Below are 22,726 nucleotides of genomic sequence, written 5' to 3'. Positions count from 1 at the left end.
GCCCGCAGATAGCGACAGCAGACGCAAAAGAAAAGCGCCCCGGACGAGCCGGAGCGCTTGTCGTCACAAGCCTGCGGCCCGGATCAGGCGGCGATGTCGGCCGCGACCTTCATCGAGACGATCGAATCCGGCGTCTTCGGCGGTTCGCCCTTGGTGATCGAATCGACATTCTCCATGCCTTCTACGACCTGGCCCCAGACGGTGTACTGCTTGTCCAAGAAGGTGGCGTCGTCGAAGACGATGAAGAACTGCGAGTTGGCGGAGTTCGGATCGCTGGAGCGAGCCATGGAGCAGACGCCGCGCAGATGCTTGACGGCGGAGAATTCGGCCTTCAGGTTCGGCTTGTCGGAACCGCCCATGCCGGCGCGGTCGAGGCCGCCACCCTGCTTGCCGAACTTCACGTCGCCGGTCTGCGCCATGAAACCGGAAATGACGCGGTGGAAGACAACGCCGTCATAGGCGCCTTCGCGGGCCAGTTCCTTGATGCGCGCGACGTGGCCGGGAGCCAGATCAGGCATCAGGGCGATGACGACCTTGCCCTTGGTGGTTTCCATGACGATCGTGTTTTCCGGATCTTTGATCTCGGCCATGTTCTTCTCCTTGGATGTTGGGGCGTTGCCCCGTGACGCGGTGCATGAAGCCCGCCTGAATTTCTGGTGATATCCCGGGAGGATTACTTCCCGAGGGTAACCTTGATCATCCGGTCCGGATCGGCAACTTCACCGTTGCCGCCCTTGCCGCGCTTGATTTTGTCGACGTTCTCCATGCCGGAGACCACCTTGCCGATGACGGTATACTGGCCGTTGAGGAAGGAGCCCTGGTCGAACATGATGAAGAACTGCGAGTTCGCCGAGTTCGGATCCTGCGAGCGCGCCATGCCGACGGTGCCGCGTTCGAACGGAACCTTGGAAAATTCGGCCGGCAGGTTCGGCAGGTCCGAGGCGCCGGTGCCGGCGCGGCGGGCATCAAAGCCCTTCGTCGTATTGCCATACTGCACGTCGCCGGTCTGCGCCATGAAGCCCTGGATCACCCGGTGGAAGGCGACGTTGTCGTACTTGCCGTCGGCGACCAAATTCTTCACCTGCGCTACGTGCTTTGGTGCCACCTCCGGCATCAGCTGCACGACGACCGGACCGTCCTTCAGCTGGATCTTCAGGAAGTCGTCTGCAGCCGCATAGGCCTGCGCGGTGAACGAGGCGGCGGCGATGACGCCGGCGAGAGCGAGGGAAACGAGTTTCATCAAAAGGCTCCGTGTTGAAAGGCGTGTCAGCGTTTCGGCGTCGACTGCAGCTTCCGGCGAAGCGCATCGAGGACCGGAGGCGGCACGAAGGCTTCGACATTGCCGCCCATCATGGCGATCTGGCGAACCAATGTGGCGGTAATGGGCCGCGATGCGGTGCCGGCCGGCAGGAACACAGTCTGGATATCGGGCGCCATGGCACCGTTCATCCCGGCCATCTGCATCTCGTAATCGAGATCCGTTCCGTCGCGCAGTCCGCGGATGAGGATCCGTGCCCCATGCTTGCGCGCCGCTTCGACCACCAGTCCGTCGAACGAAGTCACCTCCACCGCATCGACCCGCTCCGGCAGAGCGGCTGACAGCGAGGCTCGGATCAGGTCGGCCCGCTCCTCGAAGGAAAACATCGGCACTTTGCCGGGATGGATGCCGATCGCCACCATTACCCGGTCGGCGACGTTCAGCGCCTGGATCAGGACGTCCAGGTGGCCGTTCGTCATCGGATCGAAGGATCCCGGATAGAAGGCGATCGTCATGGAACCTCGTCTGGCGATTTCCCGCCTTTTGTCATGGACCGGCGGGCTTCGCAAGCGGCAGCACCCGCTGAACGGCGGATGAACGCTTCATTCAAGGCCGTTTCAGGCATGGACTGCTCTAATCCACATCGTCGGTTGGTGATGCACAAGACGTGGCACGCAGCCGGCTCAAGGGAACCGACAATGCTCGTGGTGCTTATGCTTGGTGCAGCTCTCCTGTCTCTCATCATCGAGGTGGGCGTACAGCATGCGCGAGACGCCTATGCGCTCCATTCGAGCTCCCTTGAGCAAAGATTAACGAAACCTGAACGCCAGATGAACGGCGCCTTCAGCATGGCTTCACCGGCCGAAGGTTAAGTTTCTCTCATACTCGTGCGGAACTCGTGCGCACCCAGCGCGTTGGGCAAATGAAAAGGAAGTTGGAGATGTTCGCCAAGAGGAAAACGGTCATGCCTGATACGATTACGATGATCAATCTGGTATGGACCGCGGTGATTGCCGTGATGATGACGGCGACCTTCACGCTCTACGAAGGAAAGTCCAACACACCGAACTTCAACTATACACAGTTGACCGGTCAATACGTCGGACACCCCTACTACTAGGGGCGGTTCGAGGAAACCTCGAAAGGAAGACGCCATGTACGTAACGATGATTGTGCTCGCTGGATTGATCAGCACGATGTTCGTGGCGACGGTGGCGTCGACCATTACAGAACTGCGGCGCGAGCGGGAAAACCTTCGCGACTTCGCACGCCGCCACAGCGCATTCTGAGCGCCGCCTCCCGGGTTTTCTCACCCCCTCTTCGCCACCACAGACATGAAAAAAGCCGGGCATCGACCCGGCTTTTTCTATGCGTGACTTTAACGGGAAGGCGCGACCTATTCGGTCGCACCCTCTTCGCCGGATGTATCCTCTGCGGATCGCGGGGCTTCGCCGCCCTCTTCCGGTGCGGCAGCACCCAGGTCGCCGGTTTCCGAGACGATCTCGCCCGGAAGTGCGCCATCCTCGTCGTCGCCTTCCGGCTCGCTGATGCGCTCCACCGACACGACCTTTTCGTCCTTGGCGGTCGAGAAGATCGTCACGCCCTTGGTGGCGCGGCTGGCGATGCGGATACCATCGACCGGCACGCGGATGAGCTGCCCGCCGTTCGACACCAGCATCAGCTGATCCTTGTCCTCGCACGGGAAGGCCGCCACGAGTTCGCCGATCTCCGCCGTCTTCGACGTGTCGGTGGCACGGATACCCTTGCCGCCGCGTCCGGAAATCCGGAAGTCGTAGGACGAGGAGCGCTTTCCATATCCCTTCTGGGAGACGGTGAGCACGAACTGCTCGCGTTCCTTCATCATCTGGTAGACGTCTTCCGGCAGATCGCCCTCCTCGGTGACCTCCTCGCCGACCAGTGCGATATCCTCCTCGTCGACACCCATGGCACGACGTTCGACAGCCGAGCGCTTGAGATAGGCCGCACGCTGCCAAGGCTCGACATCCACGTGTCCGAGAATGGTCATCGAGATGATCCGGTCGCCTGCCGCCAGCGTGATGCCGCGCACACCGATCGAGTTGCGGCCGGCAAAGACGCGCACGTCATCGACCGGGAAGCGGATCGCCTGGCCGAGCGCCGTCGTCATCAGCACGTCGTCGCCCGGCAAGCCAAGCTCGTCATTCGGCGGCTGGCAGGTCTCGACCGAGAGGATTTCGTCACCCTCTTCCTCGAGCTTCATGGCGATCTTGCCGTTGCGGTTCACCTGGATGAAGTCCGAGAGCTTGTTGCGACGCACGGTTCCGCGCGTCGTGCAGAACATCACGTCGAGATTTTCCCAGCTCGTCTCGTCCTCGGGAAGCGGCATGATGGTCGTGATGCGTTCGCCGGGCTCCAGCGGCAGCATGTTGATCAGTGCCTTGCCGCGCGATTGCGGCGTGCCGATCGGCAGGCGCCAGACCTTTTCCTTGTAGACGATGCCGCGCGACGAGAAGAACAGCACCGGTGCATGGGTGCTGGCGACGAACAGCCGCGCGACGAAATCCTCGTCGCGGGTTGCCATGCCGGAGCGACCCTTGCCGCCGCGACGCTGCGCCCGGTAAGTGGTCAGCGGTACGCGCTTGATGTAACCGAGATGCGAAACGGTGACGACCATGTCCTCGCGGGCAATCAGGTCCTCGTCGTCCATGTCCGGGCCGCCGTCCATGATGACGCTGCGGCGCGGCGTGCCGAATTCGTCGCGAACCGCGATCAGCTCGTCCTTGACGATCGTCTGGATGCGCAGCCGCGACGAAAGGATGTCCAGATAGTCGCTGATCTCGGCGCCGATCTTGTTCAGCTCGTCGCCGATTTCGTCGCGTCCGAGCGCCGTCAGGCGGGCCAGACGCAGTTCGAGGATGGCGCGCGCCTGCTCTTCCGAGAGGTTGTAGGTGCCGTCCTCGTTGATGCGGTGACGCGGATCGTCGATCAGCCGGATCAGCGCTTCGACATCCATGGCCGGCCAGCGGCGTGTCATCAGCTGCTCGCGCGCCGTCTGCGGATCGGGCGCACGGCGGATGAGCGCGATTACTTCGTCGATATTGGCAACCGAGATGGCAAGGCCGACCAACACATGCGCGCGGTCGCGGGCCTTGCGCAGGAGGTACTTGGTGCGACGGCTGACGACTTCTTCGCGGAACGAGACGAATGCGCGCAGCATGTCGAGCAGCGTCAGCTGCTCCGGCTTGCCGCCGTTGAGTGCCACCATGTTGCAGCCGAACGAGGTCTGCAGCGGTGTGTAGCGGTACAGCTGGTTGAGGATCACGTCGGCATTCGCATCGCGCTTCAGCTCGATGACCACCCGGTAACCCTGGCGGTCGCTTTCGTCGCGCAGGTCGGAAATGCCTTCGACGCGCTTTTCACGCACGAGCTCGGCGATCTTTTCGATCATCGTCGCCTTGTTCACCTGGTAGGGAACTTCGTCGATGATGATCTGCTCGCGGTCGCCGCGCATCGGCTCGACGCGGGCACGACCGCGCATGATGACAGAACCGCGGCCGGTCTCGTAGGCCGAGCGGATGCCCGAGCGGCCGAGGATCAGCGCGCCGGTCGGAAAATCGGGACCCGGAATGATCTGCATCAATTCCGGCAGCTCGATCGCCGGATTGTCGATCAGCGCCACGCAACCGTCAATGACCTCGGCCAAGTTGTGGGGCGGGATGTTGGTCGCCATGCCGACAGCGATGCCGCCTGCGCCATTGACCAGCAGGTTGGGGAATTTTGCCGGAACGACGACGGGCTCCGACATGGTGCCGTCGTAGTTGTCGCGAAAATCGACGGTCTCCTTGTCGAGGTCGTCGAGCAGCGAATGCGCCACCTTCTGCAGCCGGCACTCGGTATAGCGCTGGGCTGCCGGCGGATCGCCGTCGATCGAACCGAAATTGCCCTGACCGTCGATCAGCGGCATGCGCAGCGACCAGTCCTGCGCCATGCGGGCAAGCGCGTCGTAGATCGCCGAGTCGCCGTGCGGATGGTACTTACCCATCACGTCACCGGTAACGCGGGCGCTCTTGACGTATTTCTTGTTCCAGTCCAGGCCGAGTTCGTTCATCCCGTAAAGGATGCGACGATGAACCGGCTTCAAACCATCGCGCACATCGGGCAGCGCGCGGCTCACGATTACGCTCATCGCGTAGTCGAGATAGGAGCGCTGCATCTCCTCCATGATGGAAATAGGTTCGATGCCGGGAGGCAGCTTTCCGCCGCCAGGTGTGCTCTGCTCAGTCAAATCGGGTACGATCTCTGTTCGGAATCAGTTGTTTCAGTATAGCGGAACAGCCGTTCGAACACCATTTTTGCGGCGGGTTTTGAACAGGCTTTTACGTCTTGCCGGGTGGCGAAATGAAACAAGCTGCCGTTTGGGAACTTTTCTCGGCCGCCGGTGTGTCCTAACAATGTTGCAGGGCCGCCGCAAGCGGAGACACTGGAAGGACAATCGGGCATGGCGACCGGCGAAATCATCATGAGCGCGTTCACCACGCTGCTGGTCACGCTCGACCCGCCGGGACTGGCGCCGATCTTCCTCGGACTGACCGCCGGTCTCGACCGGGCGACGCGCCGCCAGGTCGCATGGCGCGGCTCGCTGATCGCCTTCGGCATCCTCACCGCCTTCGCCCTGTTCGGCGCCGGCATCCTGTCGCTGCTCGGCATCTCGATGGGCGCCTTCCGCATTGCCGGTGGGCTGCTGCTATTCTGGATCGCCTTCGAGATGATCTTCGAGAAGCGCAACGACCGCAAGGAGGAGACGTCGAAGGCGGCCATCACCATCGACCACATCCAGAACATCGCCGTCTTCCCGCTGGCTCTGCCGCTGATCGCCGGGCCTGGCGCCATCTCGGCCACCGTGCTGCTCGCCGGTTCGTTCGCCGAACCCTTCGACCGTGCGCTGCTGATCGTCATGCTCGCCTGCGCCATGGCAACCGTTCTCGCGGCGCTGATGGTCGCCGACCGGCTGGACCGGTTTCTCGGCGTCACCGGCCGTGCGCTTCTGACGCGCCTGCTCGGCGTGCTGCTGGCAGCCCTCTCGGTCCAGTTCGTCATCGACGGCACGCGCTCGGCCTTCGGCCTCTAGCCCCAGTCCTTTATCCTCCCACCTCCTGCAACCTGCTTCCCGGACGCCTCATGCCCTCGCCCGACCGCCGCCCCGCCCCTGCCCGACTGCTGCAGAATCTCAGGCAGATCCTGCCGAACGCCATGCCGCTCAGCCTCCGCGAACGCATCCGCGCGCCGTCTGGTGCAGCGATTGGCATCCTGCTGACCGGGCTTGCCGGCCTGTTTCTGGCGGCACGCGCCGCCGACGCGCAGTTCATCGTGCCCGCCCTGATCGCACCGATGGGTGCCTCCGCCGTGCTGTTGTTTGCCGTGCCAGCCAGTCCACTGGCGCGTCCCTGGTCGATTGTCGGCGGCAATACCGTCTCCGCGCTCGTCGGCGTCATCGTCGCGTCGCTGGTAGCGGATCCGGTAACGGCTGCGGCCTTGGCGATCGGCTTTGCGATCGCCGCCATGTCGGCCTGCCGCTGCCTCCACCCACCCGGCGGCGCGATCGCCCTGACGGCGGTACTCGGCGGCCAGGCGATCCACGATATGGGCTTCTGGTTTGCGCTCTGGCCGGTGGCCGGCAACTCGGCCCTGCTGCTGGCGTCTGCCATCTGCTTCCACAGACTGATGCGTCACCCCTATCCCAAGGCAGTGACGCCGCCGGGACCCGAGCATCTGACGGCCGATCCGAAACCGCTGCAGCGGATCGGCTTCACCTCTGCCGATCTCGACGCGGTGCTGCGGGACTACGACATGCTGTTCGACATCGACCGGGAGGATCTGGAGACGATCCTGCGGCGCACCGAACTGCGCTCCTACCGGCGTCGTGCGGTGCATCTGGACTGCGCCAGCGTCATGTCGCGGGACGTGGTGGCCCTCACCCGCGGGACAAGCATTACCACGGCGAACGCGCTGATGCGCCATCACCGGTTCCATGCGATGCCGGTCACTGACGAGCAGGCGAAAGTCGTCGGCATTGTCACCCAGAGCGATCTGCTCGACCACCCGGACTGGATCGCCGCCACCCCGAAAACAGGCATGTTCGGGCGGCTTCAACGTGCTGGCACCGGCACCGGCGCTGCCGGCGGCACTGTGACCGACATCATGACGACGCAGGTGAGGACGGTGCGACCGGAGACGCCCCTCGGCGACGCGATCGTGGTCTTTGCCGAACAGGGACTGCACCATCTTCCTGTCGTCGATGCCGATGGCCGGCTGGCCGGCATCCTGTCTCAGTCGGATGCGCTCGTGGCGATGCTGGCCGACCGGCCGGAGACAGAGACCGCGCAGCCGGTGCTCGACGACGGCCCATGACCGCTTCGCTTCAGCCGTTCCTGACAGGAGCGCTCTGAGAGGCAACCTCTTCAAATGCAGACGGCCGGACGCAAAGCGCCCGGCCGTTCGAGATATCGTATGTTAAGCCGGGCTCAGAACGGGATGTCGTCGTCCAGGTCGCGCGAGAAACCGCCACCGGCATTGCCGCCGCCGGCCGGGCCAGCGCCGCCACGTCCCGATGCTGCCGGCGGACGATCGTAGTCGTCACCGTAGCCGCCGCCGAAATCGCCGCCGGATGAGGCACCGCCACGCGCGCCGCCGCCGAAGCCAGCACCGCCACCCTGGCCGTCGCCGCGTCCGCCGAGCATGGTCAGCGTCGAGTTGAAGCCCTGCAGCACCACTTCCGTGGAATAGCGATCATTGCCGGTCTGGTCCTGCCACTTGCGCGTCTGCAAGGCGCCCTCGATGTAAACCGTCGAGCCCTTCTTCAGGTACTGTTCGGCGACCTTGCACAGGCCTTCGTTAAAGATGACGACCGTGTGCCACTCGGTCTTTTCCTTGCGCTCGCCGCTGTTCTTGTCCCGCCAGCTTTCCGACGTTGCGATGCGAAGGTTGGCGATCGGCCGACCGTCCTGGGTGCGCCGGATTTCCGGATCTGCCCCGAGATTGCCGATCAGAATAACCTTGTTGACGCTTCCAGCCATTGTCTCACCTTGTCTGCCGCCGCACGCGGCGTCTGAAATTTCCGTGTCCCACCACAGTAAACCATTGGCGCCCCGCTCAGGTCGCGGAGCGTGAACAATCCACAGGCAAATTTGTTCTTTATTTGTTCTAGTGTTCGCCTATGATCCTGTCAACACCCCGGTGCGTGGTCGTGAGTCGGCTGCCGGACGAAGCCTCAAGCTTCGCCTCGACAGCGGCGGTCGAATGACTACATAAGGGGCTTGTCCTCCCGAAGAGCTTTTATCAGATGAGCGAACTCAAGACGATTTCCATTCGCGGCGCACGCGAGCATAATCTCAAAGGCATAGACCTCGACCTGCCCCGCAACAGCCTGATCGTCATGACCGGGCTGTCAGGGTCCGGAAAATCGTCGCTCGCCTTCGATACGATCTATGCGGAAGGCCAGCGCCGCTACGTGGAAAGCCTGTCGGCCTATGCCCGGCAGTTCCTGGAAATGATGCAGAAGCCGGACGTCGACCAGATCGACGGCCTGTCTCCGGCAATCTCGATCGAACAGAAGACGACCTCGAAGAACCCGCGCTCGACGGTCGGCACGGTCACCGAGATCTACGACTACATGCGCCTGCTGTTTGCCCGCGTCGGCGTTCCCTACTCTCCGGCCACCGGGCTTCCGATCGAGAGCCAGACGGTCAGCCAGATGGTCGACCGGGTGCTGGCGCTTGGCGAGGGTACCCGCCTCTACATCCTCGCGCCGATGGTGCGTGGCCGCAAGGGCGAGTACAAGAAGGAACTCGCCGACCTGATGAAGAAGGGCTTTCAGCGGGTCAAGGTCGACGGCCAGTTCTACGAGATCGCCGAGGTGCCGGCGCTCGACAAGAAGTACAAGCACGACATCGACGTGGTGGTCGACCGCGTCGTGGTGCGCGACGATATCGGCGCCCGGCTTGCCGACAGCCTGGAGACGTGCCTGAAGCTCGCCGACGGACTGGCGGTCGCCGAGTTCGCCGACAAGCCGCTTCCGGCGGAAGAAACCGCGGCCGGCGGTTCTGCCAACAAGTCGCTGAACGAGACCCACGAGCGGGTGCTGTTTTCCGAAAAGTTCGCCTGCCCCGTATCGGGCTTCACCATTCCGGAGATCGAGCCGCGCCTGTTCTCCTTCAACAACCCGTTTGGTGCCTGCCCGACCTGCGATGGTCTGGGCGCCCAGCAGAAGGTTGACCAGGCGCTGATCGTTCCCGAACCGGAGCGGACACTGAAGGACGGCGCGCTGGCGCCCTGGGCGAAATCCACCTCGCCCTACTACAACCAGACGCTCGACGGGCTCGGTAAGGTCTACGGCTTCAAGCTCACCGACCGCTGGTCAAAACTGTCCAAGGCGGCGCAGGACGCAATCCTGCATGGCACCGAGGACAAGATCGAGTTCCACTACGCCGACGGCGCGCGCTCCTACAAGACGACGAAGACCTTCGAAGGCATCGTCCCGAACCTCGAGCGTCGCTGGAAGGAAACCGACAGCGCCTGGGCGCGCGAGGAAATCGAGCGCTACATGTCGGCGGCGCCCTGCCCGGCCTGCAACGGCTATCGCCTGAAGCCGGAAGCCCTCGCCGTCAAGATCGACAAACTGCACATCGGCAACGTCACCGAGATGTCGATCAGGATGGCGCGCGACTGGTTCGAAAACCTGCCGGAGCGGCTGAACGCCAAGCAGAACGAGATCGCCGTGCGCATCCTGAAGGAGATCCGCGACCGGCTGCGGTTCCTCAACGATGTCGGGCTCGACTATCTCAGCCTGTCGCGCAGCTCCGGCACGCTGTCCGGCGGCGAGAGCCAGCGCATCCGGCTGGCCTCGCAGATCGGCTCGGGCCTGACGGGCGTGCTCTACGTGCTCGACGAGCCGTCGATCGGCCTCCACCAGCGCGACAATGCCCGCCTGCTCGATACGCTGAAGCATCTGCGCGACATCGGCAACACGGTGCTGGTCGTCGAGCATGACGAGGATGCCATCCTGACGGCCGACTATGTCGTCGACATCGGGCCGGCAGCCGGCATCCACGGCGGTGAAGTGATCGCCGAAGGCACGCCGCAGCAGGTCATGGCCAACCCGAAATCTCTGACCGGCAAGTATCTCTCCGGCGAGCTGGGCGTTGCCGTTCCGGCGGAGCGGCGCAAGCCCCAGAAGGGCAAGGAGATCAAGGTCGTCGGTGCCCGCGGCAACAATCTGCGGAACGTCACGGCGGCCGTACCGCTCGGCGTCTTCACGGCCGTCACCGGCGTCTCCGGCGGCGGCAAGTCGACCTTCCTCATCGAAACGCTCTACAAGGCGGCCGCCCGGCGCGTCATGGGTGCGCGCGAGATCCCCGCCCCGCACGATCGCATCGACGGCTTCGAGTTCATCGACAAGGTCATCGACATCGACCAGTCGCCGATCGGCCGCACGCCGCGCTCCAACCCGGCGACCTATACCGGCGCCTTCACCCCGATCCGCGACTGGTTTTCCGGACTGCCGGAAGCCAAGGCGCGCGGCTACCAGCCGGGCCGCTTCTCGTTCAACGTCAAGGGCGGCCGTTGCGAGGCCTGCCAGGGCGACGGCGTGATCAAGATCGAGATGCACTTCCTGCCGGACGTCTACGTGACCTGTGACGTCTGCCACGGCAAGCGCTACAACCGCGAGACGCTCGACGTTACCTTCAAGGGCAAGTCGATCGCCGACGTGCTGGACATGACGGTCGAGGAAGGTGTCGAGTTCTTCTCGGCGGTTCCGGCCGTGCGCGACAAGCTGCAGGCGCTGTTCGAGGTCGGCCTCGGCTACATCAAGGTCGGCCAGCAGGCCAACACGCTGTCGGGCGGCGAGGCGCAGCGTGTCAAGCTGGCCAAGGAACTGTCGAAACGTTCGACGGGCCGGACGCTCTACATCCTCGACGAGCCGACCACCGGCCTGCACTTCCACGACGTCGCCAAACTGTTGGAAATGCTGCACGAACTGGTCAGCCAGGGCAATTCGGTGGTGGTCATCGAGCACAATCTCGAAGTCATCAAGACCGCCGACTACATCATCGACATCGGTCCCGAGGGCGGCACCGGCGGCGGCGAGATCGTCGCGGCCGGAACGCCGGAGCAGGTGGTCAAGGAAAAGCGGTCCTATACCGGGCAGTTTCTCAAGGAACTGCTGGAGCGGCGGCCGCTGAAGAAGGTTCAGGCGGCGGAGTAATCCGCCGTCACCAGACGACAGTGACATCAAAGCCCTGGAAAGCCGCGTCTGTGGTGACGAGGGTCATACCTTCGAGTCGGCTCTGTGCTGCGATGATCCGGTCAAAAGGGTCCTTGTGGCTCAGCGGAAACCGCCCGGCGAGGAGCGCGTGCGCATGATCCACCGGGAGGATACGAAAATCTTCTGCAGCGACCAAAGCCGCAAAGTCGCTCGCAATGGCCTCGACTTCGGGCCATTTGCCGATCCGGTGTTTGGTAGCGATCTCGAAGGCGGAGATCGTGCTGACCGCAACCTCGTTGCTTCGGTCACCGATCAGCTCGCGGCTTCGCGAGCCGAGGCGTCGATCGTTGAAAAGCCACCATACCAGGGCGTGCGTGTCGAGCAGCAGCTTCATTCGCCGTTGTCGCCGGGGAATGAATACTTGCCCTCCCAGGCATCAAGCTCGTCTTGCGACATCGGCTCGAGAAAAAGGTTGGCGGGAAGTTTGTCCCGCAGATGCGCCAGAGCACCGGGGCGTCGTACGTCGCGCGGTGTCGCCTGTTCGGTTTCGACCGGCACCAGTCTGGCAACCGGCGCATCGCCGCGCACAAGCACGATCTCCTCGCCGGCTTCCACCCGGTCGAGAAGCTTGGACAGTTCGGTATCGGCTTCGGGAATGCGGATCACGGTCATCGGCGGCGCTCCGGCTCTGCTGATCACTCTACAGATTTCATCGGTTCATCTCAACGGGAGGCTTTCATGATCAAATCCGGCACCATCCGCACCGGCATCGGCGGCTGGACGTTCGATGCCTGGGAGGGCTCGTTCTATCCCGACAAGCTGCCGAAGCGGCACCAGCTGGAATTTGCCAGCCGCGAACTGACGGCAATCGAGGTCAACGGCACCTATTATTCAAGCCAGAAGCCGGCGACCTTCGCCAAGTGGGCCGCCGAGGTGCCGGAGGATTTCGTCTTTTCGCTGAAGGCCAGCCGCTACTGCACCAATCGCAAGATCCTCGCCGAAGCCGGGCCGTCGATCGACAAGTTTCTCGACCAGGGCATTGCCGAACTGGGGCCGCATCTCGGACCGATCCTCTGGCAGTTCATGGGCACCAAGAAATTCGAGCCCGATGATTTCGAGGCCTTTCTCGACCTGTTGCCGACGACGCTGAACGGCCAGCCGCTCCGCCACGTGGTGGAGCCGCGCCACGAGAGCTTCTGCACACCGGATTTCGTCGAGATGCTGGCCAAGCGCGGCATCGCCGCCGTCTGCGCCGATCACCCGGATTATCCGATGTTCGCCGACGTCACGTCGGATTTCGTCTACGCGCGGCTGCAGAAGGGGGCGGACGACACGCCGACCTGCTATCCGGAAGCCGACATCGAGGCCTGGTCGAAGCGCTTCGAGACCTATGCGGCCGGCGGTGCGCCGAAGGACCTGCCGCTCCTTGCGCCGGACCGCAAGGTCGAGGCAAAGCCGCGCGATGTGTTCGCCTTCTTCATTCACGGCGGCAAGGTCAATGCACCGAACGGCGCGCGGCTGTTGAAGGCAAAGCTGGACGGCTAGAGAGCCGTCGGCGGCGCGATGTGCCTCACGAGATCCTCCGCCGTCATGCCGAGCCCTGCCCGGCCGGCCGCAGCACCATGCAGATAGACCCCTGCGGCGGCGGCCTCGAAGGCCGGCACGCCCTGCGCCAGCAACGCGCCGATGATGCCGGCCAGCACGTCGCCCGACCCGGCGGTCGCAAGCCAGGGCGGCGCGTTCTCGTTGATCAGCACCCGTCCGTCCGGCGCCGAGATCACCGTATCTGCCCCCTTGTATACGACCGCCGCATGGGCGCGTTTCGCCGCGGCCGCAGCCTTCTCCACCTTGCCCAGCGTCTCGTCTCCGGCAAGGTCCGGGAACAGGCGCCCGAACTCGCCTTCGTGCGGCGTGAGCACCAGCCGCGTCGGGCCTTGCGTGAATAGTCCAAACAACGCCTCGGGCGCCTCAGAAAATGAGGTGATCGCATCGGCATCGACGACGACCGGCTTGACGGCCACCGCCTCCACATAGCGCCGCGCCTTCTCGCCGATGCCAAAGCCCGGGCCGATAACGAAAGCCGAGAGCTTGCCGGCGCTCATCCAGTCGACAAGTTGGTCTGCGTCGTCCACCTGCCGCAGCATCACTGCGGTCAGGGCTGCCGCCTGCACCGGCATGGCATCGGCGGGCGCTGCAACGGTCACCAGACCGGCCCCGGCACTGAGCCCGGCTGCCGCCGACAGTCGCGCCGCACCGGTGTGCGAGGCGCTGCCGCTGAACACGACGAGATGTCCGCGCCGGAACTTGTGGGTTTCGCTGCCGAGAACCGGCAGCGCCGGCTGCCAGATGGCCGGGTCGTTCACCCGGATATCTCCGGCTGCGGCCGTCAGGATGCGCGCCGGTATGCCGATGTCGAAGACCTCTACATCTCCGGCAAGCGTCCGCCCCGGCATTAGCAGGTGACCGGGCTTGCGGGCCATGAAGGTAATCGTCCGGCTGGCCTGGAACGCGGCCCCGAGAACCTGCCCACGACGTCCGCAGACGCCGGATGGCAGGTCGATCGCCAGCACCGGCAGGCCGGCCTTGGCAACCGCGTCGATCACCTCCGCCACCACCGGCGGCACGGACCGCGACAGCCCGGCGCCGAACAGCCCGTCGATGACCAGATCTCCCGGTTGCGGCTGGTAGTCTCCGATAGGCTGGACGGTGACCGGGCAAAGATCGAACGCCTGCCGCGCATCGTCCTTCAGCGCCGCCGGATCGCCGAGCGTAAAGACGGCAACCGTTGCTCCGGCATCGGCAAGCGCCCGGGCGGCCACGTAGCCGTCGCCGCCATTGTTTCCCGGGCCGCAGAGCACCGCATAGCGGATGGCCCCGGGCCAGTGGGCAAGGGCGCTGGCCGCCACTGCCTGACCGGCCTGCAGCATCAGTCCGAACGACGAAAGGCCGGAGGCTGCGGCAGCCTTGTCGGCGGCAGCCATCTCGTCCGGAGTGAGCAGAATTGTCGCATTTGCTGGCATGGAATTCATTCACCCTTCACAGCCGCCGTCCACTTGAAGAAACAGAACGACATCAATGCCTAAGCATATGGCATCTGCTCAAATAAAGTGCCCATCACGAACCGCTCACAAAAATGCGGAGGAGCTTCCGCCACCCCTGTCCTTTTGCTTGCCACCCGGCTGCGGAAACCATAGCCTGCAATCCGGGGCGAGGATCAAGTCCGAAGACGGTCGGCGCGCTGAAATGTTGATGGCCGGACCGTTTCCGGGTCTGGCACGATACCTGCATAATGACGGCCAGCGGGCGGAACGCCTGCTGCCAAGGGAGAAGCGGAGAAATATTTTCTCATGAAAAAGATCGAAGCGATCATCAAGCCTTTCAAGCTGGACGAAGTGAAGGAAGCGCTTCAAGAGGTCGGACTGCAGGGTATCACGGTCACCGAAGCCAAGGGTTTCGGTCGCCAGAAGGGTCACACTGAACTCTATCGCGGCGCCGAATACGTCGTCGATTTCCTACCGAAGGTGAAGGTCGAAGTCGTCCTCGCCGACGAGAACGTCGATGCCGTCATCGACGCGATCCGCAATGCCGCCCAGACTGGACGCATCGGAGACGGCAAGATATTCGTATCGAACGTCGAGGAAGTCGTCCGCATCCGGACCGGCGAGACGGGCGTAGACGCCGTCTGACCAACTAAGCCCGGCTGCATAGAACCGGGCGCCAAACCTCAGTTTCAATACCAAGGGAGAACCCATGACGACCGCAAGCGACATCATGAAACAGATCAAGGAGAACGACGTAAAGTTCGTCGATCTGCGCTTCACCGACCCCAAGGGCAAGCTCCAGCACGTCACCATGGACGTCGTGGCTGTCGATGAAGACATGTTCGCCGACGGCGTCATGTTCGACGGCTCGTCGATCGGTGGCTGGAAGGCCATCAACGAGTCCGACATGGTGCTGATGCCGGATCCGGCAACAGTTCACATGGACCCGTTCTTTGCCCAGTCGACCATGGTCGTCATGTGCGACATCCTCGACCCGATCTCCGGCGAGGCCTACAACCGCGATCCGCGCGGCACCGCCAAGAAGGCCGAAGCCTATCTGAAGGCATCCGGTATCGGCGACACCGTGTTCGTCGGCCCCGAGCCGGAATTCTTCGTCTTCGACGACGTCAAGTACAAGGCCGATCCCTACAACACCGGCTTCAAGCTGGATTCGTCCGAGCTGCCGTCGAACGACGACACCGATTACGAAACCGGCAATCTCGGCCACCGTCCGCGCGTCAAGGGCGGCTATTTCCCGGTTCCGCCGGTCGACAGCCTGCAGGACATGCGCTCGGAAATGCTGACCGTGCTCACCGAAATGGGCGTCGTCGTCGAAAAGCATCACCACGAGGTGGCCTCGGCCCAGCATGAGCTCGGCGTCAAGTTCGATACGCTGGTGCGCAACGCCGACAAGATCCAGATCTACAAATACGTCGTCCACCAGGTCGCCAACGCCTACGGCAAGACGGCGACCTTCATGCCGAAGCCGATCTATGGCGACAACGGCTCGGGCATGCATGTCCACCAGTCGATCTGGAAGGACGGCAAGCCGACCTTTGCCGGCGACGAATATGCCGGTCTGTCGGAAAGCTGCCTCTACTATATCGGCGGCATCATCAAGCACGCCAAGGCGATCAACGCCTTCACCAACCCGACGACCAATTCCTACAAGCGCCTCGTCCCGGGCTACGAAGCACCCGTGCTGCTCGCCTATTCGGCCCGCAACCGGTCTGCCTCCTGCCGTATCCCGTTCGGCACCGGCCCGAAGTCGAAGCGCGTCGAAGTCCGTTTCCCGGATCCGACGGCCAATCCCTACCTCGCCTTCGCCGCCATGCTGATGGCCGGCCTCGACGGCATCAAGAACAAGATCCATCCCGGCAAGGCCATGGACAAGGATCTCTACGACCTGCCGCCGAAGGAGCTGAAGAAGATCCCGACCGTCTGCGGCTCGCTGCGCGAGGCGCTGGAAAATCTGGATCGCGACCGGAAGTTCCTGACCGCCGGCGGCGTGTTCGACGACGACCAGATCGACGCCTACATCGAACTGAAGATGCAGGAAGTCATGCGCTACGAGATGACCCCGCATCCGGTCGAGTTCGACATGTACTACTCGACCTGATCAGGTCCGCAGCACAGCAATCACTTCGCACCGGCAGGCTCGTCCTGCCGGTGTTTTCGTTCCGGGCTCGCGTCCACCATGGCCGCAGCTCAAGCGTTCGCCTCCACCTGCCGCATCCGCGGCCGGTCGCACAGTTGGTTCCTTGCATGACAGACAAATCCGGTGCTCCGCGTCCGCTCGACTGGCTGCTTTTCCTCGGCGCGCCGGTGTTCTTCTCCTCCAACCTCGTCTTCGGCCGCGGCATCACCGGCGATATCGGCCCTTTCATCACGGCGTTTCTGCGCTGGGCCGGCGCGACGCTGATCATCCTGCCGTTCATCTGGGGTGATCGCCGCGCCTGCTATGCCTTTGTGCGCCATCACCCGGTCCTCTGGCTGTCGCTCGGCATCCTCGGCATGGGCATCTGCGGCGGCTTCGTCTACTGGGCCCTGACGCTCACCACCGCGTCGAACGCCACGCTGATCTACACCACGTCGTCGCTGTTCATCATCCTCTTCCAGTGGCTGTTCCAGGGGCGGTCGCTGGTCATGCGGGAAATCCTCGGCATGCTCGTCGCGTTCGCCGGTGTCACGGCGATCGTCCTGAAGGGCGACCCGGACGCGTTGCGTCACCTCACCTTCAGCATCGGCGATTTCGGCATCCTCATCGCCGCCATTGCCTTCGCTCTCTATTCCATGCTGCTGCGCAATCCGGCTGCCCGGGATCTGGCGCCCCTGTCGCTGTTCGGACTGCTGGCCGCCTCCGGCGCCATCGTCCTGTTTCCACCGGCCGTCATCGAGTTCTTCGCCGGTGCACCGCTGCCCGACAGCACCAGCGACTGGATGAAGCTTGCCGGTATCATCGTCTTTGCCTCGCTGGCGGCGTTCTACTGCTTCCAGCACGCGGTGCGCGTCTTCGGGCCGGCCAAGGCCGGCGTCACCCTCTATCTCATGCCGCCCGTGTCGATCGTCCTTGCCGTCGTCTTCCTCGGCGAGACATTCGAGCCCTATCACGCTGCCGGCATCCTGCTGGTCACCGGCGGGGTGGTGCTCGCCACCGCGCCGGTCCGTCGGCCGGCAAAGACGGCCTGAAGCGGCGCTCCGGCCGCGGGCCCGACCGGACGCAACCACTGCCTCTTGATGTCGGTTTGATGAATTCCCACATGGAAATGCGAAAGGAAGTTCGCTCCATGAAACAACGAAACGCAAAATTCACGATCGGCGAAGTCGTCCGCCACAAGGTCTTTCCGTTCCGGGGAATCGTGTTCGACGTGGACCCCGAGTTCGCCAATACCGAGGAATGGTGGAACGCGATCCCGGCCGAAATCCGCCCCAGCAAGGATCAGCCCTTCTACCACCTGCTGGCCGAGAACGACGACACCTCCTATGTCGCCTACGTCTCGGAGCAGAACCTCGTGCATGACGAAAGCGGCGAGCCGCTGAAGAGCCCGCACGTCTTCCAGATCTTCGACAAGCAGCCTTCGGGCCAGCTGAAGCCGAAGGCAATCCTCGCCCACTGAGGCGTCATGCCGCCAGTGTCTTCGTAAGATCCACCGCCGAATCAAAAAGGACGCCGTCGCCGGCGTCCTTTTCTTATGAGTTCCGTCGAAAGAGACGAAGCGATTACGGATTGGCCTTGGCGGCGTTCTGCGCGTCTTCGAGCTTCTTGCGTGCCTCTTCAGCCTTCTTCTGCATGCTTTCCTGCAGGCTGCGCTGGCTTTCCGCGAGCTGCGACTGCGAGATCGGCTGGCCGTCGAAGACGCCGGTGAAGCCGTTCAGCGAAACCTTGATCGGGTTCGGCGCGCGGCGGAAGTTGACGGAGGTGAAGATCACCTCGCCACCCTTCTTGAGGCTGGCGATCATCGGGTCGGTGAGCGGCAGTTCAGCCGTGCAGCGATCCGGAATGCAGAGCACGTAGTCGAGCTTCTGGCCCTTGCCGCCGTCGATCTGCATCATGATGCCCGGCGGGATCAGGCGTGCGGAAGGCACGGAAACCTGCATGATCTTGCGGTTGACCTTGCCCTCGACGGTGATCAGGCCGACGGCCGTGATCAGCTGGCCGTTCTGCGACAGAAGCACGTTCTGGACAGCACAGACGTCGCTTTCGTCCTGCTTGTCGCAGGTCTTGAACCAGCCGAGCGGCGGTGCGCCAGGCGTTGCGCCGGCACCCTGCGGCGGCTGCTGCTGCTGCTGTGCCAGAGCGGCCACAGGCGCTGCGCCGATCGAGAGTGCGAGGGCGGACAGGGCCGTCCGCAGAACCTTGTTTGCCGTAAGCATCATACCGAAAATCCGTCTCCTGAAAGCGGTGGGAAGAAGCGGTATCTACCGCTCCGTACCGGGGGTCGTGTCGAACCACCTGTCGTTCAAATGAGGCAATTGAATGACCCGCCCGTCCGGCCAACCTGTTACATCGCGGTGTCCGCGATAGCCAGCACTAGTTTGGCATTTTCGGCGCTGCGGCTCAAGTTTCGTTCGACTATATTGGTCTTGGCCGGCCCTATGCGTTAGGTTCGGCCGAATCATGAAGCGTTCCAAGACGAGGTGACGATGCGCCGCCTGACCGCCCTATCGCTGGTCTTTCTGTCGTGGATGGGCGTGGCCGCGGCTGCGCCGGTCAACGGCATTGCCATGCATGGCGCGCCTGCCCTACCCGCCGATTTTGCGCATCTTCCCTATGCCGATCCGGCTGCCAGAAAAGGCGGCCGCATCGCCTATGGCGTCGTCGGCACCTTCGATAGCCTCAACCCCTTCAACCTGAAGAGCATCCGCACCACGGCGCGCGGCGTCTGGGACAACATCTTCGGCAACATGATCTACGAGACGCTGATGGTGCGCTCGTCCGACGAGCCGTTCACGCTCTATGGCCTGCTCGCCGAAAGCGTCGAGACGGACGACGACCGCAGCTTCATCCAGTTCAACCTCAATCCGAAGGCCCGGTGGTCGGACGGCGTGCCGGTCACCCCGGAAGACGTGATGTTCTCCTTCGAGGTGCTGCGCGACAAGGGCCGAACGCCGTTCAACAACCGCCTGAAACCGGTCGAGAAGATGGAAAAGGTCGGCGATCACAGCGTCCGCTTCACCTTCAATAGCCAGGCCGATCGTGAATTCCCGCTGATTCTCGCCGTCTCGACGCCGATTCTGCCGAAGCATGCGATAGACGCCAAGACATTCGACCAGTCGACCCTGCAGGTTCCGGTCGGTTCCGGCCCCTACCGCATCCAGTCCGTCAGCCCCGGCCAGAAGATCGTCTACCGCCGCAACCCGGACTACTGGGGCAAGGACATCCCGACCAAGATCGGCTTCGACAATTACGACGAGATCTCCATCGAGTATTTCCTACAGGAGAATACCCTGTTCGAAGCCTTCAAGAAGGGTGTCATCGACATATACCTCGAAGGCAATCCCACTCACTGGGCGCGCGGCTACAATTTTCCTGCGGTCACCGATGGCAGTGTCATCAAGGATGTCTTCAAGCCCAAGCTGCCGACCGGCATGCTCGGCTTCGTCTTTAATCTGCGCCGGCAAACATTCCAGAACACCGAGGTCCGCGAGGCGCTGGTGCGCGCTTTCGACTTCGAGTGGGCAAACCGCAACCTGTTCGACGGCGCCTATACCCGCACCGAAAGCTACTGGCAGAACTCCGACCTGTCGTCGCTCGGACATCCGGCGGACGCAGCCGAACTGGCGCTGCTCGGCGCCGCGAAGGATCGCATCCCGCAGGACATCCTTGCCGGAAAGTCGACGATCGTCCCGTCCGATGGCTCAGGCGCCGATCGCAAGGTGCTGCGCGATGTCGTCGACATCCTCAAACGTGGCGGCTACACGATCCGCAACGGTCGGATGACGAACGCCTCCGGCCGCCCGCTCGCCTTCGAGATCATGACCCAGAACGCCGACCAGGAGAAGGTGGCGATCGCCTACCAGCGGACGCTGCGGATGATCGGCGTCGAGGTTGGCATCCGCACCGTCGATGATGCACAGTACCAGAGCCGGTCCGGCAGCTTCGACTACGACGTGATCATGAAGTCCTACCCCTCGTCGCTGTCGCCCGGCATCGAGCAGGTCGGGCGCTGGGGGAGCGATTCGCGCGATCGTCCCGGCAGCTTCAACTTCGCCGGCCTCGGTGACCCGGATGTCGACCGGATCATCCAGGCGATGCTGGCCGCGCGCAGCCGCGAGGAATTCACGACGGCGGTTAGGGCCTACGACCGGCTGCTGATGGCCGGCCACTATGTCGTGCCGCTCTACCATATTCCGGATCAGTGGATTGCGCGCTGGAAGCATATCGTTCATCCGGACGCGGTGCCGCTCTACGGCTATCAGCTGCCAACCTGGTGGGATGCGCGGGTCCAGTGACCCCGCCCGCCGAAGCAAAGGACAAGATGTGATGCAAAGACTGACGATCGACCTCGTCTCGGATGTGGTCTGCCCCTGGTGCTATCTCGGCAAGGCGCGCCTGGAACTGGCGATCGCCGAGGTGCAGGACGAGGTCGGCATCGACATCAACTGGCGCCCCTACCGGCTCAACCCGGATTACCCGGCGGAAGGCGTCGATCAGCGCCAGGCGCTGGAGGCCAAGCTCGGCGGCGCAGAGGCCGTCGCCCGCGGCCACGAAATGCTGACCGGCCTTGGTCGCGAAGTCGGCATCGCCTTCGATTTCGATGCCATCCGCATCGGCCCGAATACGCTGGACGCGCACCGGCTGATCCACTGGGCGGTGACCGAGAGTCGCGAGATCCAGGACCGGGTGGTGACGCTGCTGTTCAAGGCGAATTTCGAAGAAGGTCGGAATGTCGGCGATCACGCCGTGCTGCTCGACATCGCCGAACAGGCCGGGCTCGACCGCGCGGTCATCGGCGCCTTGCTTGCCTCGGATGCCGACAAGGACACGATGCTCGCCGAGATCGACGCGGCGCAGAACATGGGCGTCAACGGCGTGCCGTTCTTCATCATCGACCAGCAATATGCGCTGAGCGGTGCCCAGACTCCGGACGTGCTGGCGAACGCCTTTCGCGATATCGCCCGGATGAAGGCCGAAGCGATGGCTGGGCTGAACTGACCAGGGCAGCGGGAGCCTGCGAACTTCCGAATTGACGGATGCCCGGTCGGGATCTATCCCGGACGGATCATCCCTCCCGTCGGGACAGCTCGCGTGAACGCCTCAGACAACACCTTGAAGGGCGCTTTCCTCGCCTTTCTCTGCTTTGCCGCCTACTCCTTCAGCGACGCCTCGGTGAAACTGGTCGAGGGTCGCGTGCCGCCATTCGAGGCGGGCTTCATCGGCACGCTGGTCGGCATCTTCGCCATCCCCTTCCTGATCAAGCCCGGCGACCGCTGGACCGACATGGTGCGCACGCGAAACCGGCCGCTCTGGCTGCTGCGCTTCGTCTGTGCCGCCGTCAGCACCGTCTGCAGCATCATCGCCTTCACCGAATTGTCGATGGCCGAAGCCTTCTGCCTGATCTTCCTGCTGCCATCGTTCGCCACCATCATGTCGGTGATCTTCCTCAAGGAGCAGGTCGGCCTGAAACGCTGGACGGCGGTTGGAGTCGGATTTCTGGGCGTGCTGGTGGTGCTGCGGCCCGGTTTCCGCGAGCTCTCCTACGGCCATCTGGCGGCATTGACGGCCGGTTTCACAGGTGCCGTTTCCGTCATCATCTACCGGGCGCTCGGGCCGAGCGAGAAGAATATCTCGATGTACGGCGCCGGTCTTCTCGGCAGCCTGTCGATCTGCTCGCTGGCGATGCTGCCCAACCTCGTGCTGCCGTCGGTATCCGACCTGCTGCTGCTGGCCTCCTTCGGCCTGCTGGCGGCCGCCGGCACCGTGCTGCTGATGATCGCCACCTTCTATGCGCCCGCCGCCATCGTCACGCCGATCCAGTATACCCAGATGCTGTGGGCGATCCTGCTCGGCTACCTGCTGTTCGGCGACGGCGTCGACGGCTGGATGCTGGTCGGCATCGCGCTCATCGTCGGCTCGGGTCTGCTGACGCTGATCCGCGAGCGCAAGCGCCAGACGCCGCTGCCGCCACCGGTCGCCGGTGCCAGCGATACGGCGATCGCGGTAAAGCCCGAGAACGGCAGCTGACG

General features: G+C 63.5%; 22 protein-coding genes. 13 read left to right on the top strand and 9 right to left on the bottom strand.

Annotation, left to right across the window (positions count from 1 at the left end; translation table 11 throughout):
- Window positions 1–83: 83 nt before the first annotated feature.
- From ACR65N_RS12360 to coaD, 3 genes are all read right to left on the bottom strand, one after another.
- Window positions 84–590 carry a peptidylprolyl isomerase gene (locus tag ACR65N_RS12360; RefSeq protein WP_430303673.1) on the bottom strand — a complete coding sequence of 169 codons (507 nt, stop codon included), beginning with the start codon at window positions 588–590 and terminating at the stop codon, window positions 84–86.
- 83 nt (window positions 591–673) lie between these two features.
- Window positions 674–1,240 carry a peptidylprolyl isomerase gene (locus ACR65N_RS12355; protein WP_440457232.1) on the bottom strand — a complete coding sequence of 189 codons (567 nt, stop codon included), beginning with the start codon at window positions 1,238–1,240 and terminating at the stop codon, window positions 674–676.
- A 26-nt stretch (window positions 1,241–1,266) separates the two neighbouring features.
- Window positions 1,267–1,773, bottom strand: a complete 507-nt coding sequence (coaD, locus tag ACR65N_RS12350) for a pantetheine-phosphate adenylyltransferase (RefSeq protein ID WP_440457231.1) — start codon at window positions 1,771–1,773, stop codon at window positions 1,267–1,269.
- A gap of 449 nt (window positions 1,774–2,222) precedes the next feature.
- Here coaD and ACR65N_RS12345 point away from each other — a divergent pair, with 449 nt between their 5' ends.
- Both ACR65N_RS12345 and ACR65N_RS12340 read left to right on the top strand, forming a co-directional pair.
- The gene (locus ACR65N_RS12345) at window positions 2,223–2,378 is read left to right on the top strand and encodes a hypothetical protein (protein ID WP_440457230.1); all 156 of its coding nucleotides are present in this window, start codon (window positions 2,223–2,225) and stop codon (window positions 2,376–2,378) included.
- 34 nt (window positions 2,379–2,412) lie between these two features.
- Window positions 2,413–2,547 (top strand): hypothetical protein, encoded by a 135-nt coding sequence (locus ACR65N_RS12340; protein ID WP_430303678.1) that lies wholly within the window; start codon window positions 2,413–2,415, stop codon window positions 2,545–2,547.
- A gap of 107 nt (window positions 2,548–2,654) precedes the next feature.
- Here ACR65N_RS12340 and gyrA read toward each other — a convergent pair whose 3' ends face one another.
- Complete coding sequence (gene gyrA / locus ACR65N_RS12335; RefSeq protein WP_440457229.1) at window positions 2,655–5,522, bottom strand: DNA gyrase subunit A; 2,868 nt, start codon at window positions 5,520–5,522, stop codon at window positions 2,655–2,657.
- Window positions 5,523–5,735: 213 nt separating this feature from the next.
- Here gyrA and ACR65N_RS12330 point away from each other — a divergent pair, with 213 nt between their 5' ends.
- The gene (locus ACR65N_RS12330) at window positions 5,736–6,365 is read left to right on the top strand and encodes a MarC family protein (protein WP_430303680.1); all 630 of its coding nucleotides are present in this window, start codon (window positions 5,736–5,738) and stop codon (window positions 6,363–6,365) included.
- Window positions 6,366–6,415: 50 nt separating this feature from the next.
- Window positions 6,416–7,645: an HPP family protein gene (locus ACR65N_RS12325; protein ID WP_440457228.1), complete on the top strand. Its 1,230-nt coding sequence runs from the start codon at window positions 6,416–6,418 to the stop codon at window positions 7,643–7,645.
- A 113-nt stretch (window positions 7,646–7,758) separates the two neighbouring features.
- On the opposite strand, the gene ACR65N_RS12320 is transcribed toward ACR65N_RS12325, so the two are convergent.
- A complete protein-coding gene (locus tag ACR65N_RS12320; protein ID WP_430303682.1) occupies window positions 7,759–8,310 on the bottom strand; it encodes a single-stranded DNA-binding protein in 552 nt (183 codons plus the stop codon).
- Between the two features lie 266 nt (window positions 8,311–8,576).
- Between ACR65N_RS12320 and uvrA the strand changes: the two genes are divergently transcribed.
- Entirely contained in the window at window positions 8,577–11,498 is a 2,922-nt protein-coding gene (uvrA, locus tag ACR65N_RS12315) for an excinuclease ABC subunit UvrA (protein ID WP_440457227.1), read from the top strand.
- A 7-nt stretch (window positions 11,499–11,505) separates the two neighbouring features.
- Here uvrA and ACR65N_RS12310 read toward each other — a convergent pair whose 3' ends face one another.
- Both ACR65N_RS12310 and ACR65N_RS12305 read right to left on the bottom strand, forming a co-directional pair.
- On the bottom strand, window positions 11,506–11,892 hold the full coding sequence (locus tag ACR65N_RS12310; RefSeq protein ID WP_440457226.1) for a type II toxin-antitoxin system VapC family toxin: 387 nt from the start codon (window positions 11,890–11,892) through the stop codon (window positions 11,506–11,508).
- Window positions 11,889–12,170: a type II toxin-antitoxin system Phd/YefM family antitoxin gene (locus tag ACR65N_RS12305; RefSeq protein WP_440457225.1), complete on the bottom strand. Its 282-nt coding sequence runs from the start codon at window positions 12,168–12,170 to the stop codon at window positions 11,889–11,891. The genes ACR65N_RS12310 and ACR65N_RS12305 overlap by 4 nt, the downstream gene beginning before the upstream one ends.
- A gap of 66 nt (window positions 12,171–12,236) precedes the next feature.
- On the opposite strand from ACR65N_RS12305, the gene ACR65N_RS12300 reads away from it, so the two are divergent.
- Complete coding sequence (locus ACR65N_RS12300) at window positions 12,237–13,043, top strand: DUF72 domain-containing protein (protein ID WP_440457224.1); 807 nt, start codon at window positions 12,237–12,239, stop codon at window positions 13,041–13,043.
- Here ACR65N_RS12300 and ACR65N_RS12295 read toward each other — a convergent pair.
- Window positions 13,040–14,518: an NAD(P)H-hydrate dehydratase gene (locus ACR65N_RS12295; RefSeq protein ID WP_440457337.1), complete on the bottom strand. Its 1,479-nt coding sequence runs from the start codon at window positions 14,516–14,518 to the stop codon at window positions 13,040–13,042. The genes ACR65N_RS12300 and ACR65N_RS12295 overlap by 4 nt on opposite strands.
- A gap of 327 nt (window positions 14,519–14,845) precedes the next feature.
- On the opposite strand from ACR65N_RS12295, the gene ACR65N_RS12290 reads away from it, so the two are divergent.
- The 4 genes from ACR65N_RS12290 to hspQ all read left to right on the top strand — a co-directional run bounded on the left by ACR65N_RS12290 (window position 14,846) and on the right by hspQ (window position 18,156).
- Window positions 14,846–15,184 (top strand): P-II family nitrogen regulator, encoded by a 339-nt coding sequence (locus ACR65N_RS12290; protein WP_430303687.1) that lies wholly within the window; start codon window positions 14,846–14,848, stop codon window positions 15,182–15,184.
- Between the two features lie 64 nt (window positions 15,185–15,248).
- The gene (gene glnA, locus ACR65N_RS12285) at window positions 15,249–16,658 is read left to right on the top strand and encodes a type I glutamate--ammonia ligase (protein ID WP_430303688.1); all 1,410 of its coding nucleotides are present in this window, start codon (window positions 15,249–15,251) and stop codon (window positions 16,656–16,658) included.
- A gap of 146 nt (window positions 16,659–16,804) precedes the next feature.
- Window positions 16,805–17,728: a DMT family transporter gene (locus ACR65N_RS12280; protein ID WP_440457223.1), complete on the top strand. Its 924-nt coding sequence runs from the start codon at window positions 16,805–16,807 to the stop codon at window positions 17,726–17,728.
- 98 nt (window positions 17,729–17,826) lie between these two features.
- A complete protein-coding gene (gene hspQ / locus ACR65N_RS12275; protein ID WP_430303690.1) occupies window positions 17,827–18,156 on the top strand; it encodes a heat shock protein HspQ in 330 nt (109 codons plus the stop codon).
- A 103-nt stretch (window positions 18,157–18,259) separates the two neighbouring features.
- Here the strand turns inward: hspQ and ACR65N_RS12270 are convergent, their stop codons facing one another.
- Window positions 18,260–18,916 carry an invasion associated locus B family protein gene (locus ACR65N_RS12270; RefSeq protein WP_430303691.1) on the bottom strand — a complete coding sequence of 219 codons (657 nt, stop codon included), beginning with the start codon at window positions 18,914–18,916 and terminating at the stop codon, window positions 18,260–18,262.
- Between the two features lie 267 nt (window positions 18,917–19,183).
- Between ACR65N_RS12270 and ACR65N_RS12265 the strand changes: the two genes are divergently transcribed.
- The 3 genes from ACR65N_RS12265 to ACR65N_RS12255 all read left to right on the top strand — a co-directional run bounded on the left by ACR65N_RS12265 (window position 19,184) and on the right by ACR65N_RS12255 (window position 22,724).
- Window positions 19,184–20,992, top strand: coding sequence for an extracellular solute-binding protein (locus ACR65N_RS12265; protein ID WP_440457222.1), 1,809 nt, complete (start codon window positions 19,184–19,186; stop codon window positions 20,990–20,992).
- A gap of 31 nt (window positions 20,993–21,023) precedes the next feature.
- Complete coding sequence (locus ACR65N_RS12260; protein ID WP_440457221.1) at window positions 21,024–21,695, top strand: DsbA family oxidoreductase; 672 nt, start codon at window positions 21,024–21,026, stop codon at window positions 21,693–21,695.
- Between the two features lie 93 nt (window positions 21,696–21,788).
- Entirely contained in the window at window positions 21,789–22,724 is a 936-nt protein-coding gene (locus ACR65N_RS12255; protein ID WP_440457220.1) for a DMT family transporter, read from the top strand.
- Window positions 22,725–22,726: the final 2 nt, after the last annotated feature.

The organism is Rhizobium sp. SAFR-030 (genome assembly GCF_059415005.1).
The sequence above is the reverse complement of the archived record's forward strand: the minus strand, read 5'-3'. Positions and strand labels throughout refer to the sequence as shown.

Bases quoted from the DNA above. Each gene is read 5' to 3' on its own strand.
- ACR65N_RS12265 (WP_440457222.1), top strand. From the start codon at position 19,184: ATGCGCCGCCTGACCGCCCTATCGCTGGTCTTTCTGTCGTGGATGGGC.
- ACR65N_RS12305 (WP_440457225.1), bottom strand. From the start codon at position 12,170: ATGACCGTGATCCGCATTCCCGAAGCCGATACCGAACTGTCCAAGCTT.
- ACR65N_RS12355 (WP_440457232.1), bottom strand. From the start codon at position 1,240: ATGAAACTCGTTTCCCTCGCTCTCGCCGGCGTCATCGCCGCCGCCTCG.
- ACR65N_RS12330 (WP_430303680.1), top strand. From the start codon at position 5,736: ATGGCGACCGGCGAAATCATCATGAGCGCGTTCACCACGCTGCTGGTC.
- uvrA (WP_440457227.1), top strand. From the start codon at position 8,577: ATGAGCGAACTCAAGACGATTTCCATTCGCGGCGCACGCGAGCATAAT.
- ACR65N_RS12300 (WP_440457224.1), top strand. From the start codon at position 12,237: ATGATCAAATCCGGCACCATCCGCACCGGCATCGGCGGCTGGACGTTC.
- ACR65N_RS12260 (WP_440457221.1), top strand. From the start codon at position 21,024: ATGCAAAGACTGACGATCGACCTCGTCTCGGATGTGGTCTGCCCCTGG.
- ACR65N_RS12280 (WP_440457223.1), top strand. From the start codon at position 16,805: ATGACAGACAAATCCGGTGCTCCGCGTCCGCTCGACTGGCTGCTTTTC.
- ACR65N_RS12290 (WP_430303687.1), top strand. From the start codon at position 14,846: ATGAAAAAGATCGAAGCGATCATCAAGCCTTTCAAGCTGGACGAAGTG.
- ACR65N_RS12345 (WP_440457230.1), top strand. From the start codon at position 2,223: ATGCCTGATACGATTACGATGATCAATCTGGTATGGACCGCGGTGATT.
- glnA (WP_430303688.1), top strand. From the start codon at position 15,249: ATGACGACCGCAAGCGACATCATGAAACAGATCAAGGAGAACGACGTA.
- ACR65N_RS12340 (WP_430303678.1), top strand. From the start codon at position 2,413: ATGTACGTAACGATGATTGTGCTCGCTGGATTGATCAGCACGATGTTC.
- hspQ (WP_430303690.1), top strand. From the start codon at position 17,827: ATGAAACAACGAAACGCAAAATTCACGATCGGCGAAGTCGTCCGCCAC.
- ACR65N_RS12295 (WP_440457337.1), bottom strand. From the start codon at position 14,518: ATGCCAGCAAATGCGACAATTCTGCTCACTCCGGACGAGATGGCTGCC.
- ACR65N_RS12360 (WP_430303673.1), bottom strand. From the start codon at position 590: ATGGCCGAGATCAAAGATCCGGAAAACACGATCGTCATGGAAACCACC.
- ACR65N_RS12310 (WP_440457226.1), bottom strand. From the start codon at position 11,892: ATGAAGCTGCTGCTCGACACGCACGCCCTGGTATGGTGGCTTTTCAAC.
- ACR65N_RS12325 (WP_440457228.1), top strand. From the start codon at position 6,416: ATGCCCTCGCCCGACCGCCGCCCCGCCCCTGCCCGACTGCTGCAGAAT.
- coaD (WP_440457231.1), bottom strand. From the start codon at position 1,773: ATGACGATCGCCTTCTATCCGGGATCCTTCGATCCGATGACGAACGGC.
- ACR65N_RS12270 (WP_430303691.1), bottom strand. From the start codon at position 18,916: ATGATGCTTACGGCAAACAAGGTTCTGCGGACGGCCCTGTCCGCCCTC.
- ACR65N_RS12320 (WP_430303682.1), bottom strand. From the start codon at position 8,310: ATGGCTGGAAGCGTCAACAAGGTTATTCTGATCGGCAATCTCGGGGCA.